General features: G+C 63.8%; 18 protein-coding genes. 3 read left to right on the top strand and 15 right to left on the bottom strand.

Annotated elements, in window-relative coordinates; all coding sequences use genetic code 11:
- Positions 1-940: 940 nt before the first annotated feature.
- The gene (locus AC56KW_RS24360) at positions 941-1,747 is read left to right on the top strand and encodes a hypothetical protein (RefSeq protein ID WP_497173206.1); all 807 of its coding nucleotides are present in this window, start codon (positions 941-943) and stop codon (positions 1,745-1,747) included.
- Between the two features lie 48 nt (positions 1,748-1,795).
- Here AC56KW_RS24360 and AC56KW_RS24355 read toward each other — a convergent pair whose 3' ends face one another.
- Together AC56KW_RS24355 and AC56KW_RS24350 are read right to left on the bottom strand one after the other, a co-directional pair.
- Positions 1,796-2,695 carry an ion transporter gene (locus tag AC56KW_RS24355; protein ID WP_497173205.1) on the bottom strand — a complete coding sequence of 300 codons (900 nt, stop codon included), beginning with the start codon at positions 2,693-2,695 and terminating at the stop codon, positions 1,796-1,798.
- Between the two features lie 51 nt (positions 2,696-2,746).
- A complete protein-coding gene (locus tag AC56KW_RS24350; protein ID WP_497173204.1) occupies positions 2,747-3,301 on the bottom strand; it encodes an NADPH-dependent FMN reductase in 555 nt (184 codons plus the stop codon).
- A 283-nt stretch (positions 3,302-3,584) separates the two neighbouring features.
- Between AC56KW_RS24350 and AC56KW_RS24345 the strand changes: the two genes are divergently transcribed.
- Complete coding sequence (locus tag AC56KW_RS24345; RefSeq protein WP_109347086.1) at positions 3,585-3,944, top strand: NADH-quinone oxidoreductase subunit A; 360 nt, start codon at positions 3,585-3,587, stop codon at positions 3,942-3,944.
- A gap of 25 nt (positions 3,945-3,969) precedes the next feature.
- Positions 3,970-4,155: a hypothetical protein gene (locus AC56KW_RS24340; RefSeq protein ID WP_497173203.1), complete on the top strand. Its 186-nt coding sequence runs from the start codon at positions 3,970-3,972 to the stop codon at positions 4,153-4,155.
- A 40-nt stretch (positions 4,156-4,195) separates the two neighbouring features.
- Here AC56KW_RS24340 and AC56KW_RS24335 read toward each other — a convergent pair whose 3' ends face one another.
- The 13 genes from AC56KW_RS24335 to nuoI form a co-directional block, all read right to left on the bottom strand.
- Positions 4,196-4,504, bottom strand: coding sequence for a hypothetical protein (locus tag AC56KW_RS24335; RefSeq protein WP_497173202.1), 309 nt, complete (start codon positions 4,502-4,504; stop codon positions 4,196-4,198).
- A gap of 2 nt (positions 4,505-4,506) precedes the next feature.
- Entirely contained in the window at positions 4,507-5,790 is a 1,284-nt protein-coding gene (locus AC56KW_RS24330; RefSeq protein WP_497173201.1) for an MFS transporter, read from the bottom strand.
- Positions 5,791-5,838: 48 nt separating this feature from the next.
- Positions 5,839-6,354: a 2-C-methyl-D-erythritol 2,4-cyclodiphosphate synthase gene (gene ispF, locus AC56KW_RS24325; protein ID WP_497173200.1), complete on the bottom strand. Its 516-nt coding sequence runs from the start codon at positions 6,352-6,354 to the stop codon at positions 5,839-5,841.
- Between the two features lie 22 nt (positions 6,355-6,376).
- Complete coding sequence (gene ispD, locus AC56KW_RS24320) at positions 6,377-7,141, bottom strand: 2-C-methyl-D-erythritol 4-phosphate cytidylyltransferase (RefSeq protein ID WP_497173199.1); 765 nt, start codon at positions 7,139-7,141, stop codon at positions 6,377-6,379.
- Complete coding sequence (locus AC56KW_RS24315; protein ID WP_497173198.1) at positions 7,138-7,839, bottom strand: hypothetical protein; 702 nt, start codon at positions 7,837-7,839, stop codon at positions 7,138-7,140. Before AC56KW_RS24315 ends, ispD begins: the two co-directional genes overlap by 4 nt.
- 20 nt (positions 7,840-7,859) lie before the next feature.
- Positions 7,860-8,426: an NUDIX domain-containing protein gene (locus AC56KW_RS24310; RefSeq protein WP_497173197.1), complete on the bottom strand. Its 567-nt coding sequence runs from the start codon at positions 8,424-8,426 to the stop codon at positions 7,860-7,862.
- Between the two features lie 142 nt (positions 8,427-8,568).
- Positions 8,569-8,892, bottom strand: coding sequence for a DUF2818 family protein (locus AC56KW_RS24305; protein WP_497173196.1), 324 nt, complete (start codon positions 8,890-8,892; stop codon positions 8,569-8,571).
- 4 nt (positions 8,893-8,896) lie between these two features.
- Entirely contained in the window at positions 8,897-10,411 is a 1,515-nt protein-coding gene (gene nuoN, locus AC56KW_RS24300) for an NADH-quinone oxidoreductase subunit NuoN (protein ID WP_497173195.1), read from the bottom strand.
- Between the two features lie 6 nt (positions 10,412-10,417).
- Positions 10,418-11,920 (bottom strand): NADH-quinone oxidoreductase subunit M, encoded by a 1,503-nt coding sequence (locus tag AC56KW_RS24295; RefSeq protein ID WP_497173194.1) that lies wholly within the window; start codon positions 11,918-11,920, stop codon positions 10,418-10,420.
- 22 nt (positions 11,921-11,942) lie between these two features.
- Positions 11,943-14,078, bottom strand: coding sequence for an NADH-quinone oxidoreductase subunit L (nuoL, locus tag AC56KW_RS24290; RefSeq protein WP_497173193.1), 2,136 nt, complete (start codon positions 14,076-14,078; stop codon positions 11,943-11,945).
- A gap of 39 nt (positions 14,079-14,117) precedes the next feature.
- Positions 14,118-14,426 (bottom strand): NADH-quinone oxidoreductase subunit NuoK, encoded by a 309-nt coding sequence (gene nuoK / locus AC56KW_RS24285; protein ID WP_123067878.1) that lies wholly within the window; start codon positions 14,424-14,426, stop codon positions 14,118-14,120.
- Positions 14,423-15,112, bottom strand: coding sequence for an NADH-quinone oxidoreductase subunit J (locus AC56KW_RS24280; protein ID WP_497173192.1), 690 nt, complete (start codon positions 15,110-15,112; stop codon positions 14,423-14,425). Before AC56KW_RS24280 ends, nuoK begins: the two co-directional genes overlap by 4 nt.
- A gap of 24 nt (positions 15,113-15,136) precedes the next feature.
- On the bottom strand, positions 15,137-15,625 hold the full coding sequence (gene nuoI / locus AC56KW_RS24275) for an NADH-quinone oxidoreductase subunit NuoI (protein ID WP_137173402.1): 489 nt from the start codon (positions 15,623-15,625) through the stop codon (positions 15,137-15,139).
- Positions 15,626-15,631 lie beyond the last annotated feature (6 nt).

Genomic DNA, 15,631 nt, shown 5'->3' with positions numbered 1-15,631 from the left:
GCAGCGTACCTGGAAGCAGGCTGCCAACCAGTTCGCCATCATGTTCGGCGAGCGCTTCACGAACGCAATTATCTAACTACGAATTCTGGCCCCGCACACAGAATTTCTGACAGGTCCCCTTTCGGGCCTCTTCAATTTTAGCGCTGTGCCGTTCGATCTACGGTACCCCATCCTTCTTCTTCGAAAAGCTGCAAGCCATGCCTTCTTGTTTTTAGTCTTCGCCGTCGAAGCATTCTCGGCCACTGCGCTTCCACTTTCTATTGAATCGCCATGAGTTCCGTAGACCCTTCAAGCCATAATGTTGGGCACAAGGAGAAGTATGAGTAGAAATCGGTACACGGAAGAATTCAAGATTGCGGCGGTTAAGTAGGCGGCCGAGCATGGCTGCCCGGCGAGCGAAGTAGCAGTACGCCTACGAGAGTATCCATAGTCTGTACACTGGACAAAGCGCTACGGTATGCCTGAAGAGAAGTGCAAGGTTGTGAATTCTCAGGCCGCCGAAATGCGGGCGCCTGAAGGCTGAGTTGAAGCGTGCCACTGACGACCGCTTTTGGCCGATAGCGGACGGTCGGTATGGCTCAGCGTACGAGCATGTTGCAGTCAGAGCAAGTAACCGGTTTTGTTAGGCATTCCAAGTCTCCACTTCAGTCAAACTACGCAAATCCAAAGCATCGATTGTGCGATTTCTTCCGGTAGCCTTGGCATGGCAGGCTACGCATGCGACATGAACGACGAGCAGATATCCAGCAGGCATCTCTTTCGCTCGCCTGCTCGCTCATCTGTTGGAGGTATCGAATGGTCTTGTCAGTCGCTCCACATCACCCTAGTACGTGCACAGTTGAGGTGCACCACCTTTGCACGCAAGCCAGCATTCGGGCTGGCCCGATCCTTGCATGTCAGAAAGCACGGTGGATGTCACCTGAGCTTTGTGGAGATGGCGATGATTGGACAAAACGATGTAGTCGACTATGCCGGCATGCCGGGCCGGACGATCCGCGTGCTGTGGATCGATGGGGCGCTGGCCTGGACCTATCAACTGGGCAGCCATGCGGCCATGCCCGAGCCGGTAAGGGTGGCGGCGCTCGAAGACGCGCTGGCCTGCGGCCACGCGCGCCGCCTGCTGGTCGATCCCTTCGCGGCGGCGCCGCCGCGCGACGTGGTGCCGCAGGGCTACCTGAACCTGCAGGCCAAGGCGTGGTCGGCGGTGCGTACGCTGCACGCCGACCGCCGCGCGCTGTACGATCCGCGCCAGCGCGCCGGGCTGATCGCCGCCTATGCCGCCGCCCACGGCATCTCGAAGTCGAGCGTGCTGCGCTACCTGCGCCGCTACTGGGAACGCGGCCAGTCGCCCGATGCGCTGCTGCCGGACTACGGCAACTCGGGCGCCCCGGGCCGCACCCGTGCGGTCACGGCCGGCATCAAGCGCGGACGCCCGCGCAAGGATGCCGCCACCGGCACCAATGCCGACGAAAAGATGCGCGCGATCTTCCGCGCCGCCGCCGCGCGCTATGCAGCCAGCAACGACGCTTTCTCGCGCCGCGCCGCCTATCGCCAGATGCTCGACGACTTCTTCCAGGATGTCGATGCCGGCGCGCTGCCGAGCTTCGGCCAGTTCAACTACTGGCTCGAGCGCGACGCCTCGGTGCCGCAGCCGGTCACGCTGGCCCGCCCTGCGCCGCCGCGTCCGCCGGTGCATGCACCATTGCACGCACCGGCAAGATTCGCCATGCACGCCGCCATGGCCTGAACGATCGCGGTGCAGCGCTCGCCATCGTGGTGCGCGCTGCCCGCCGTCCTACCCATGCGCCGGCGCCAGTTGCGCACCGCAATCCTTGCAGAAGTGGGCCCGCGGGTCATGGTCGCCGCTGCCGCAGGCGCCGCACTGGCGCGGCGTGCCGCGCGGGGCGTGGCGCGACAGCTTCTGCGATGTCATCTCGGCGCTCACGATCCCGGTCGGCACCGCCAGGATGCCCCAGCCGATCAGCACCATGAACGAGGCGATCGCCTTGCCCACCGGCGTGTGCGGCACCATGTCGCCATAACCGACCGTGGTGATGGTTACCGTGGCCCAGTACATCGACATCGGGATGCTGGTGAAACCGTTCTCGGGTCCCTCGATCACGTACATCACGGTGCCGAGGATCAGGATCAGCATCAGCACCACGGACAGGAACACCATGATCTTGCGCCGGCTCGCGACCAGGGCTTCGCCCAGGCGCGTGTACTCCTCGATGTAGAGGGTCAGCTTGAAGATCCGAAAGACCCGCAGCAGGCGCAGGATGCGCACGTCCAGGAAGACCTGGCTGCCGGGCAGCAGCAGCGACAGATAGGTCGGCAGCACCGACACCAGGTCGATGATCCCGTAGAAGCTGCGCGCATAGCGCACCGGGCGCTGCACGCACACCAGGCGCGCGACGTACTCCACCGTGAACAGCAGCGTGAATCCCCACTCGAGCACCGAGGTCACGCCTGAATACTGGCTGTAGATGGCCGGCACGCTGTCGAGGATCACGACCAGGATGCTCAGCAGGATCAGGATCACCAGGGCGATGTCGAAACGACGGCCGGCCGGCGTGTCGTTGCCGAAGATGACGTCGAACATGCGCGCGCGCCAGCCGCCGGGTGGCCGGCCCAGCAGCGTGGGCAGGTCACGCGGCGGTGGCGGAACGATCTTGCTGTCGGTCGCGCGAATCATCTGGCCGGCGGATCTTGCTGTGCAGCCGAGCCGTAGTTCGGCTGCGGCGCATCAGGCGGCATGCTGCTCCACCCAGGCGTCGAAAGCGCCCATGAACTTCTGGAAGAAGGCCCGCGACGATTCGTCCGTCAGCCGCTCGCCTTCGTATTTGCCGGCGACTCCGCCGACATAGGCTTCCGGCGCAGGCATGGTCGGCATGTTCAGGAACGGCAGCATCTGGCGCAGGTGGTGGTTGGCCCCGAAGCCTCCGAGGGCGCCCGGCGACACGCTGACGACGGCGCACGGCTTGTCCGCGAAGGCCGCCCTGCCGTAAGGGCGCGAGCCGACGTCGATCGCGTTCTTGAGCGCGCCCGGCACCGAGCGGTTGTATTCCGGGGTGCAGAACAGGATGCCGTCGGCCTGGCGGATCGCGTCGCGAAACGCCGCGAAGGCGGCCGGCGGCGGGTCGGTCTCGTCGTCCTCGTTATAGAGCGGCAGGTCGCGCAGTTCGACGATGGACAGCGCGAGGCCGGCGGGCGCAAGTTCGATCAGGCTATGGGCGACGCGGCGGGTGTACGAGTCCTTGCGCAGGCTGCCGACGAGGACAGCGATTTTTTTCGTAGCCATGATGTTCCTTTATTGGATTGGATGAGGTCGTTTTGCCAACCCCTGATGATAGCGGCTTTCGCCTACAGAGTGCGTAATGCACGAAAATGCCTGTAAATACCAGCGTAAGCACATCATCTGCATGCAAATGCACGGTTGGCAACAGGTTCATATCCAGTTAGAATCGGGCCCGACTTTGCCCAGCGGCGCCACGCGCAGTAATGCAACGACACCCGCAGCGTGCAGGCAACGACTACGCACGTCCGCTTTCATCAACCTACGCGCCCCAGGGCGCAGCAGATCCATGAACCTCGAAGAATACTTCCCCGTACTCATGTTCATCATCATCGGCATCCTGGTTGGCGTCGCGCCACAGGTGCTGGGCCGTGTACTGGGCCCGCATCGCCCCGATCCCGAGAAGCTGTCGCAATATGAATGCGGTTTCGAAGCCTTCGGCGACGCGCGCATGCAGTTCGACGTGCGCTTCTACCTGGTCGCGATCCTGTTCATCCTGTTCGACCTGGAAGTGGCCTTCCTGGTGCCATGGGCGGTGGTCGTCACCGATATCGGCTCGACCGGCTTCTGGGCCATGATGGTCTTCCTGGGCCTGCTGACCATCGGCCTGGCCTACGAATGGAAAAAAGGCGCGCTGGACTGGGATTGAACCCGCGCCCGACCGAGGAGTGACGATGGACGCCATGCTGTTCGTGAACCTGGTGATCGGGGTCGGCTTGCTCGATGCGGCCTGGCGCTCGCACAAGCATGCCCGGCCGCGCACCGCGGCGCTGCTGGCGACCATCGCCGGCACCGGGATCGCCCTGAGCCTGTTCGTACTGGCGACCGGGGCTGGTGCTGCGCCTCCTGCCATCGACTGAACGACCAAGGCTGCGGTGCGCGGCCTGTTCATTTCCCGCCTTACAGGCGCAAGCGCCGATACATCTGCAGGAAGCGCTTCACCTGCGTCTTGTTCATGACCTTCACCGGGTCGCCATGCCACGCATACAGGAACGGCGCGCCGCCCTGGCGGTCGGTAATGCGAACCGATAGCAGGAAGCGCGTGCCGACCGGATACCGTTCGGTGTCGAGCAGGCGGCGCGAACACTGTACCCGCAAATCGGTCGCAAAGGCCTGCCCCGACACCGGCCGGATGCGCGGCTTGCCGCTACGTGTATCGACCGCCGATTCGACGACGAGCTCACGGTAGGCCCAGGCGTCGCGCGCCATCGTCAGGCCCCCGCGAGCTTCGGCGCGCGCACCACCGCCGCTTCGCGGATCGGCAGGTTCACCAGCGCCGCGGCCAGCGCGAGCACCATGTCGGCATACCACATCCAGGAATAATCGCCCGTCTGCACCACGGCCAGGCCGCCCAGCCAGGCGCCGAAGAAACCGCCGATCTGGTGCGACAGCAGGGTCATGCCGAACAGGGTCGCCAGGTAGCGCACGCCGAACAGCTTGCCGACCAGGCCGGCAGTCGGCGGGACCGTGGCCAGCCAGGTGGCGCCAAGCGCGGCGGCGAACAGGTAGAAGGTCCATTCGGTCTTTGGCGCCAGGAGGTACACGCCGACCAGCACGGCGCGGCTGGCGTAGATCCAGAACAGCAGCGACTTCATGCGGTAGCGCGAGGCCAGCATCCCGGCGCCCAGGCTGCCGGCGATGTTGAACAGGCCGATCAGCGCCAGGGCGGCCGCCGAGACGCTGGCCGGCAGGCCGCACAGCGCGACCTCGCCCGGCAGGTGGGTGACCAGGAAGGCGATGTGGAAGCCGCAGGTGAAGAAGCCGGCGTGCAGGCACAAATAACTGCGGTCGCGCGCGGCCTGGCGCAGTTGCTGGCCCAGGGCGATCGGGGGCGCGGGCGGCTGGGCGTTCGCGGCGGGGGCGTTGGCGGCGGACACGGCCGGCGCGGCTGCGGTAGTGGCTGCGGTGGCGGGCTTGCGGCGCAGCGGCCAGGCCAGCGGAATGGTCAACAAGGTAGCGCCAGCCATGGTCAGCATGGCCCAGATCCAGCCGGCGCCGGCGATGATGGCGCCCATCAGCGGCGCGAACACGAACTGGCCGAAGGAACCGCCGGCATTGATGAAGCCCGAGGCAAAGGCGCGCCGCTCGACGGGCAGGCGCTGGGCGGTGGCGCCGATCAGGATCGAGAAACTGCCGGCGCCCGCGCCGGCCGCCGACAGGAAGCCCATGGTCAGCAGCAGCGCCCATTGCGAGTCGACGAAGGGCGTGGCGGCGGTGCCGGCCGCCAGCATCACGCCGCCGAGGGCGATCACCCTGCCCGGCCCGTATTTATCGGCGACGGCGCCGAACACCGGCTGGGCCACTCCCCACATCAGCTGGGCCACCGCCATCACGAAGCTGATGCTGGCCACGCCGAGCCCGGTCGCGGTGTTCAGCGGCGACAGGAACAGGCCGGTGGTCAGCCGCGCGCCCATCGTGATCATCATGATGGCGCTGGCAACCAGGACCAGGGTCCAGGCCGCGCGCGGCGAGAGCGTTAAGTTGGCGTTGGGCATCAGGCAATTATAGATTGCCTTGTCGACCTGTGCCGGAGCCCGTCAATACTAGTCGGTCGACGCCCGGATCAGGAGAGCGGTCGAGTGCGCCGCCATGCCCTCTTCACGGCCGAGATAGCCCAGCTTCTCGTTGGTCTTGGCCTTGATATTGACCTGCTGTGGCGACACGCCCAGGTCTTCGGCGATGCGCGACACCATCAGCGGGATGTGCGGCGCCATCTTCGGCTGCTGGGCGATGATCGTGGCGTCGATATTGCCGATCGTATAGCCCGAGTTCAGCACGCGGTGCGCCACTTCGCGCAGCAGCGTGCGCGAGTCGGCGCCGGCGAACATCGGGTCGGTATCCGGGAAGTGCTTGCCGATATCGCCCAGCGCGGCCGCTCCCAGCAGCGAATCGATGATCGCATGCAGCAGCACGTCGGCGTCGGAATGGCCCAGCAGGCCCAGGCGGTGCGGAATGGCGACACCGCCGACGATCAGCTTGCGGCCTTCGACCAGCGCGTGGTTGTCGTAGCCGGTGCCGATGCGAAACGGAGGACGGGGATTGTAGGATGCGAGTGCCATGGTCGTGTTTCTTCGATGTCGATCAAGTGGTAGTGTCGATTGCCAGGTACATCTCGGCGATACGGATGTCGGATGGCAGCGTGACTTTCAGGTTGCGCGGATGGCCTTCCACCAATCTGGGGGCAAGGCCCAGCGCTTCAACCGCACTGGCGTCGTCGGTAATCGCGGCCGGGTCGGTCGCCGCGTCGAGCGCGCGGCACAGCAGCGCGTAGGTGAACATCTGCGGGGTCTGGGCCAGCCACAGGCCGTCGCGCGGGACGGTGGCGAGATTGCCGTCGCCGCCGCGCTTGACGGTGTCGACCACGGGCAAGGCCAGCAGGCCGCCGGCCGCATGCTCGCCGGTCTCGACGATCAGGCGTTCGATCAGCGCGGCGTTCAGCCCGGGGCGCGCCGCGTCATGCACTAGCACGTGGTCGGTGTCGGCAATGGCGTCGCGCATGGCGCGCAGGCCGTTGCGGATCGACTCCATGCGGGTCGCGCCGCCGCAGCGCAGCACCGTGACCCGGTGGCCGTCGTGCTGCGCGTCGGGGAGCACATCGTCGATGAAGGGATCGTCGGCGCTTACGACAACGTAGGTGTGGGCAATCAGCGCGCTGGAAAGGAAGGCGTCGACCGTGTGGCGCAGCATGGGCTTGGCGCCGATCGCCAGGTATTGCTTGGGGCTGCCGGCCGCCATGCGGGCGCCGACGCCGGCGGCCGGAATGAGGGCGACATGCCGTGACGCATGTCGTGATTCATGTCGTGACTCATGTCGTGGCAATGCCGCGTTCGTCTGTTTCGTGGTCATGAACTGCTTCGTGAAGCCTGTCTAAGCAAAGACTGTACCTCACCTGCGCAAACCTTGCCCAGGCGGGCGTATTCCTGCGGCGTATCAATGGCGGCCTGCAAGACTTCGACCTTTTCCATCTCGCGTTTAATGTAGGGCATCCAGCTGCGGTCGACTTCGCGCTGGAGCAGGGATCGCGCCTGCCCGATCGGCGCGTACAGGGGCTTGCCGGCAAAGCGCGCCGCCAGCCGCGCACGCACGATGGTTTCGGCATGCGGCAGGAAATCCTGGTAAGTGCGCAAGTGACGCAGTTCGTGGTCCAGCACTTCTTGGTACGAGCAAGATCCTGACGGGAACTCGCGACTGACATAGATCACGATCGGCGCGTAATACAGGTTGACGTCGATGCGCGGCGCCACGCATTCGTAGCCGCTCGCCGGGTCCGTGAGCATGCGCCCGCCGACCTTGATGCTCACCCGCGCCTCGGTATGGGTCAGGCCCAGGACCCAGGAACCACGCCGCACATTGCCCTTCAGCCGGGTCAGGTCGAAGTACGAACGCGAGGTGTCCACGCGATACCCTTCGCGCCGGCTGGACAGCACGGAGATCGTCTCGCCGAGGGTATCTTCGCACTGCGCCTGGAACGGCGTGCGCGCCTGCGCCGCGGCCGGTGCGGCCAAGCCGAGCAGCACGGCGGTCGGCAGTGACGCAGCTAGCATCGTGCACGGCCGCATGGTCGTCAGGCCGGCGTCCAGTTGCCGGCCAGGATTTTCTCGAGCCAGAAGGTCCCGATGATGGTCTTGACGTCGGTGATCTCGCCCCGGCGCACCATCTCGAGCAGCTCGGGTACGGTGGCGGTGAAGGTTTCCAGGAACTCGCCGGCGTCGAGCTGCTGCTCGCCCGCGGTCAGGTCTTCGGCCAGGAAGATCTCGAGGTGCTCGTCCGAATAGGCGATCGCGTTGTGGATGGTGCAGACGAAGCGCCAGCGTCCCGCCGTGTAGCCCGTCTCTTCCTTGAGTTCGCGCTTGGCGCTTTCGAGATGGTCTTCGCCCGGATCGATCTTGCCGGCCGGGAATTCGATGAATACCTGCGCGTTCGGATAACGGAACTGGCGCTCGAGCAGCACACGGCCGTCGGACAGCAGCGGCAGGATCACGACGGCGCCGGGATGGCGGAAGAACTCGCGCTGGCTCTCCGAGCCGTCCGGCAGGCGGATGCGGTCCTTCTCGACTTTCAAAAAATGGCCATCGTAGACGACGCCGCCATCGATGCGGGTTTCTTTCAGCTCCGACACGGTATGCTCCATTCGTTACGCAGATGGGAAGATCATAAGCCAAACGCGTCGTCGACGGAGCGGGCGCACCGGCATTTTCGGTGGCCCAAAAACGTCGTTCCCGCCCTCGCCGGGCGGCTTGGCGGGAACGACGTGCTGGCGGTAACGCCTGGGCTCAGCGCCGCTTGCGCATGTACCGCATCACGAAACCGGGAAACGCCAGCACCAGGAACATGCAGCCGGTGACCGCATAGAACTCCCAGGTCTGCACGAACACCGAGCCGATGCGCGACTCCAGCAGCTTCGCGACCAGCCCGACCAGGAAGTACAGGACCACCAGTTCGAGCAGGCGCAACACGAAGGCCTTGTTGCGGCCCTCGCCCGCCGCCTTGCTTGCCGGGACCGGCACGAACCCGAACAGGCGCTCGTTCACGAACGGCAGGTTGGCCCCCGCCAGTGCGAGGGCGATCACCAGCAATGCGGCCAGCGAGCTGTCCATGGCGTCAGTTCGCCAGGGTCGCCTGCATGGCGCTGTAGCAGATCGCCAGCAGGCCGCCAGGAATCACGCCCAGCACCACCACGGCCACGCCGTTGAGCGACATGATGACGCGCATGTCGGTCGGAGTCGAGATCGCGGCGGTATCGACAGCATCATCGAACCAGATGGTCTTGACGATGCGCAGGTAGTAGAACGCACCGATCAGCGAGAACATCACGGCCACGACGGCCAGCCACACCATGCCGGCGTTGGCGACGGCCTGGATCACGGCGTACTTGGCGATGAAGCCCACCATCGGCGGCACGCCGGCCAACGAGAACATCAGGATCGTGGCGACGATCGCGAACCATGGGCTGCGCTTGCCGAGACCCTTGAAGTCGCTGATCAGCTCGGCCTCATGGCCGGCACGCGCCAGCATCATGATCAGGCCGAAGGTACCGACCGTGGTCAACACGTAGATGATGGTGTAGTACATCGCGGCGCTGTAGGCGGCGGCCGCGTTGGTCGTGTCGCCATCGACGTTGCCGACCACCAGGGCCAGCACCACGAAGCCCATCTGCGCGATGGTCGAGTAGGCCAGCATGCGCTTGATATTGGTCTGCGCGATCGCGGTGACGTTACCGAAGGCCAGCGACAGCACGGCGACCACCAGCAGCATCTGCTGCCAGTCGAAGGCCATCGACGGCAGCGCTTCGGCCAGCAGGCGGATCACGATGGCGAAGGTGGCGATCTTCGGCGCGCCGCCCAGCAGCAGGGTCACGGCGGTCGGCGAACCTTGCACGACGTCGGGCACCCACATGTGGAACGGCACCACGCCCAGCTTGAAGGCCAGGCCGGCCACCACGAACACCAGGCCGAACACCAGGATGGTGCGGTTGGCGGTATCGAGCGCGGTGACTTGCGCGATGGTGTTGATGTCGAGCGAACCGGTCGCGCCGTAGATCATCGAGATGCCGTACAGCAGGAAGCCCGACGCCAGCGCGCCCAGGATGAAGTACTTCATCGCCGCTTCGGTCGACACCGCGTGATCGCGGCGCAGCGCCACGAGGGCGTACAGCGACAGCGACATCAGTTCCAGGCCCAGGTAGATCGACAGCATGCTGTTACCGGAGATCATGATCATCTGGCCGAGCATCGAGAACAGCGCGAGCGTGTAGAACTCCCCGCCCAGGTTGCCCGACATCATGCCGCGCGCGCCGGCATACTGGCGCGAGTAGACGATGGTCATGGCCGTGGCCAGGTAGGTGAACATCTTGAGCAGGTTCGACATCGGGTCCGACACGTACATGCCACTGAAGGTGTATACGGTCGCGCCCGAATCGAAGTCCATGAAGGAGAAGATCGCGCAGCCGCCGATCGCCAGCAGCGACAGGCCATACGTCAGGTTGCGCTTGCCCTCTTTCAGGAACAGGTCGATCAGCAGGATCGCCGATGTGGCGATCAAGAGGAAGATTTCGGCATAGACCGGCGCCAGATTGGTGTCGGTCGCCGATAACAGGGTCGAGTTCATTTCATTCATGGCGTTTTATTGAGGCACTTTGCTGACTGCGACGTGTTGCAGGAGGTCGGTGACCGACACTTGCAGCGTCTCGGCGATCGGCGCCGGGTACAGGCCCATTGCCAGGGTGGCGATGGCCAGCACCGACAGGATGGCGAACTCGCGGCCGTTCAGGTCGGTCAACGCGGCGACTTTCTTGTTGGCCACTGGCCCGAAGATGACGCGCTTGACCATCCACAGCGAGTAGGCCGCGCCCAGGATCAGGGCGGTACCCGAGGCGACACCGGTCCAGAAGTTGAACTCGACGGCGCCCAGGATCACCATGAATTCGCCGATAAAGCCCGAGGTGGCCGGCAGGCCCGCATTGGCCATCGAGAACAGCACGGCGAAGGCGGCGAACTTCGGCATGGTGTTCACGACACCACCGTAGTCAGCGATTTCACGCGAGTGCACACGGTCGTACAGCACGCCGATGCACAGGAACATCGCGCCCGACACGAAGCCGTGCGAGATCGCCTGCATCAGGCCGCCCTGCACGCCCAGGTCGTTGAACATGAAGAAGCCCAGGGTGACGAAGCCCATGTGCGCGATCGACGAATAGGCGACCAGTTTCTTCATGTCCTTTTGCACCAGGGCCACCAGGCCGATGTAGATCACGGCCACGAGCGACAAAGCGATGACGACCGGCGCCAGGTACTGGCTTGCGTCCGGGGTGATCGGCAGCGAAAAACGCAGGAAGCCATAGGCGCCCAGCTTCAGCATGATCGCGGCCAGCACGACCGAACCACCGGTCGGCGCTTCGACGTGGGCGTCCGGCAGCCAGGTGTGCACCGGCCACATCGGCACTTTCACGGCGAAGGCCATGAAGAAGGCGATGAAGATCAGGATCTGTTCGTTCATCGTCAGTGGCAGGTCATGCCAGGCCAGGATGTCGAACGAACCCGACTTGTTGTACAGGTAGACGATCGCGACCAGGGTCAGCAGCGAACCGAAGAAGGTGTACAGGAAGAACTTGAACGCCGCGTACACGCGGTTCGGGCCGCCGAACACGCCGATGATGATGAACATCGGGATCAGCGTGGCTTCGAAGAAGAAGTAAAACAGCAGGCCGTCCAGCGCGCAGAACACGCCGATCATGAGGCCCGACAGGATCAGGAACGAGCCCATGTACTGGGCCACGCGTTCTTCGATCACCTGCCATGCCGCCAGCACCACGATGATGGTGATGAAGGCGGTCAGCGGCACGAACCACAGCGACAGGCCGTCCACGCCGAGGCGGTAGAAGATATTGAAGCGCTCGATCCAGGCAGCTTGCTCATAGAACTGCATGCCGACCGTGGTGTTATCGAAATTGGCGATCAGCGGGATCGTCGGCAGCAGGCTGACGACGGCGCCGGCGAGCGACATCATGCGCACCATCCCGGCGTTCTTGTCGCGGCCGATGGCCAGGACCAGCACGCCGAACAGGATCGGGAGCCAGATTGCCAGGCTCAGGTACGGTGGAAACGTAGAAATTGTTGACTGCATCATTTTTCTTTATCTCTGCCTGTGATTAACCGCGCCAGAACGGGAAGAAGTACAGCATCGCTGCCAGTACGCCGACGATCATCACGAACGCATAGTGATAGATGTAACCGGTCTGCGCGCGCTTGGTGACGGTCGAGAACCAGCCCACCAGCTTGGCGCTGCCATTGACGACCAGGCCGTCGATCAGGCTGCGGTCGCCGACATTCCACAGGCCCTTGCCCACGCCGAGTGCGCCGCCAGCGAAGACCTTCTGGTTGAACGCATCCATGTAGTACTTGTTGTCCAGCAGCGTGTGCAGTGGCTTGAGCTTGGCGTAGAACCAGGCCGGCACGCGCGGGTTGACCATATAGCAGTAATAGGCGGCGACAACGCCAGCCAGTGCCAGCCAGAACGGTGCGGTCTGCAGGCCGTGCAGGGCCATCGCGCCGGCGCCGTGGAACATCTCGCCGAGTTCTGCCATCGCAGGGTGTGCCGGATTGACGGTGATCACGCCATCGAAGAAATCGCCGTGCAACATGGGACCGATCGCCAGGTAGCCGACGATGACCGACGGGATCGCCAGCAGGATCAGCGGCAGGGTCACCACCCAGGGCGACTCGTGCGGCTTCTGGCCCGGGGCCAGGCCGTGGTGCGCGTGGTCGTCGTGTGCGTCTTCTTCATGGTGCGCGCCCGAATCGTGCAGTGCGTGCGGATCGTCGTGACCATGGCCTGCGGCCGCGGTCTTGTGATGCGCGTCATGGGCATGGTCGTCATGCGCATGATGATCGTGTGCATGTGCCTTGCCGAAACGCTCTTCGCCATGGAACACCAGGAAATACATGCGGAACGAGTAGAACGCCGTGACGAACACGCCGGCCAGCACCGCGAAGTTGGCGAAGCCCGAACCCGGCAGGTTGCTTGCGTGTACCGCCTCGATGATCGAATCCTTCGAGTAGAAGCCCGAGAACAACGGGGTACCGATCAGCGCCAGCGAACCGATCAGCGAGGTGATCCAGGTGATCGGCATGTACTTGCGAAGGCCGCCCATATTGCGCATGTCCTGGTCGTGGTGCATGCCGATGATGACCGAACCGGCGCCAAGGAACAGCAGCGCCTTGAAGAACGCGTGGGTCATCAGGTGGAAGGCGGCGACCGAGTAGGCCGACACGCCCAGCGCGACGGTCATGTAACCGAGCTGCGACAGCGTCGAGTAAGCGACGACGCGCTTGATGTCGTTCTGGATGATGCCCAGGAAGCCCATGAACAGCGCGGTGATCGAACCGATGACGATGATGAACGACAGTGCGCCATCCGACAGCTCGAACAGCGGCGACATGCGCGACACCATGAAGATGCCGGCGGTAACCATGGTCGCGGCGTGAATCAGTGCCGAGATCGGGGTCGGGCCTTCCATCGAGTCGGGCAGCCAGACGTGCAGCGGGAACTGCGCCGACTTGCCCATCGCGCCGATGAACAGGCAGATGCAGGCGGCGGTCAAGAGCGGCCAGTCGGTGCCCGGCACGGTCATCAGGGCCAGCTGGTCGGCCTTTTCGAACACTTCGGCGTAGTTCATCGATCCCGAGGCGGCCAGCAGCAGGCCGATACCGAGGATGAAGCCGAAGTCGCCGACACGGTTGACCAGGAAGGCCTTCATGTTGGCGAAGATCGCGGTCGGACGCGTGTACCAGAAGCCGATCAGGAGGTACGAGACCAGGCCCACCGCTTCCCAGCCGAAGAACAGCTGCAGGAAGTTGTTGGACATGACCAGCATCAGCATCGCGAACGTGAACAGCGAGATGTACGAGAAGAAGCGGTTGTAGCCGTCATCCTCGGCCATGTAGCCGATCGTGTAGATGTGGACCATCAGCGACACCGAGGTCACGACGCACATCATCATCGCGGTCAGGGTGTCGATCTGGAAGCCGACGGCGAGCTTGAGCGTGCCGACCGTCATCCAGGTGTAGATATCCTGGTTGAGCTTGAAGCCCTTTAGCGTTTCCATCAGGGTCATGACCGAGATGACCAGCGCGATCGCGACACCGAGGATGGTCGCCGTATGCGACACCTTGCGACCGACGACATTACCGAGGAACTTGGTGCCCAGCAGGCCGGCAATCGCCGAGCCCGCCAGCGGCGCCAGAGGCACCGCCAATAAGAGTGAGGTTGAAATTTGCCCCGCCATGTTGAACCTTATTCGTTATTAGTTATCGAGCCGAGCTCATCAGCCTTTGAGGCTGTCGAGGTCTTCCACGTTGATCGTGTCCAGGTTACGGAACAGGACCACCAGGATCGCCAGGCCGATTGCAGATTCGGCGGCCGCGACGGTCAAAATGAAGAACACGAAGATCTGCCCCGCCGCGTCGCCCAGGTAGTGGGAAAACGCGATGAAGTTCAGGTTCACCGCCAGCAGCATCAGTTCGATGGCCATCAGCAGGATGATGATGTTCTTCCGGTTCAGGAAGATGCCGACCACCGAGATCGCGAACAGGATCGCGCCCAGGATCAGGTAGTGTGCGAGCGTCAAAGTCATTTTTGCTCCTTAGGTGCTGCCGGCGATCCGGCGGCTGCGGCAGCGGCGCTGGCTGCGGCGGCTTTCTCGACGTTCGCTGCGTCGATGGCGCGCTGGTTGACCGTCTCGACCTTGACGATCTTCAGGCGGTCGTTACGCTTGACGCGAACCGCCTGGCCCGGGTCGATGGCTTTGGTGTCCTTGCGCTTGCGCAAAGTCAGGGCGACGGCGGCGATGATCGCCACCAGCAGCACCACGGCGGCGATCTCGAAGCCGTAGATGTAGCGCGTGTAGATCTGCAGGCCCAGCTCCTTGGTGCCGCCGATGTTCAGGGCGGCCGCCTCGGCGCTTTGCTCGAAGTTGCTGTAGCCATGCCACAGCACGACACCCATCTCGATCACGATCAGGCCACCGACGATGGACGCCACGGGCAGGTAGCCCCAGAAGCCTTCGCGCATGCGGTCGATATTAATGTCGAGCATCATGACGACGAAGAGGAACAGCACCATGACGGCGCCGACATAGACCAGCACCAGCACGATGGCGAGGAACTCGGCCTTCAGCAGCAGCCAGATACCGGCCGCATTGAAGAAGGCCAGCACCAGGAACAGCGCGGCGTGGACCGGATTCTTGGCCGTGATGACGCGCAGTGCGGCCAGCACCATGATGGCCGCGAACACGTAGAACAGAACAGTTGTAAATGTCATGACTTACCCAGGACCCTATTGTTATTAGCGGTACTTCGCGTCCGCCTCGCGGGCGGCGGCGATGTCGGCCTCGTAGCGGTCGCCCACGGCGAGCAGCATCTCCTTGGTGTAGTAGAGATCGCCGCGTTTCTCGCCGTGGTATTCCAGCACGTGGGTTTCCACGATCGAGTCGACCGGGCACGATTCTTCGCAGAAGCCGCAGAAGATGCACTTGGTCAGGTCGATGTCGTAGCGCGTGGTGCGGCGGGTGCCGTCGTCGCGCTGGCTTGACTCGATCGTGATCGCCATGGCCGGGCATACCGCTTCGCACAGCTTGCAGGCGATGCAGCGCTCTTCCCCGTTGGGATAGCGGCGCAGCGCATGCAAACCGCGGAACCGGTTCGACATGGGGGTCTTTTCTTCCGGGTACTGGACCGTGATCTTGCGCGACAGCGCATATTTCCCGGTCAGGGCGAGGCCCTTGATCAACTCGGTCAGCATCAGGCTGCCGAGGATTTCTTTCATTCTGGACATGATGCT

This window comes from Telluria sp. RT2P19 (assembly GCF_059685725.1).
This window is presented reverse-complemented; position numbering and strand designations above follow the sequence as displayed.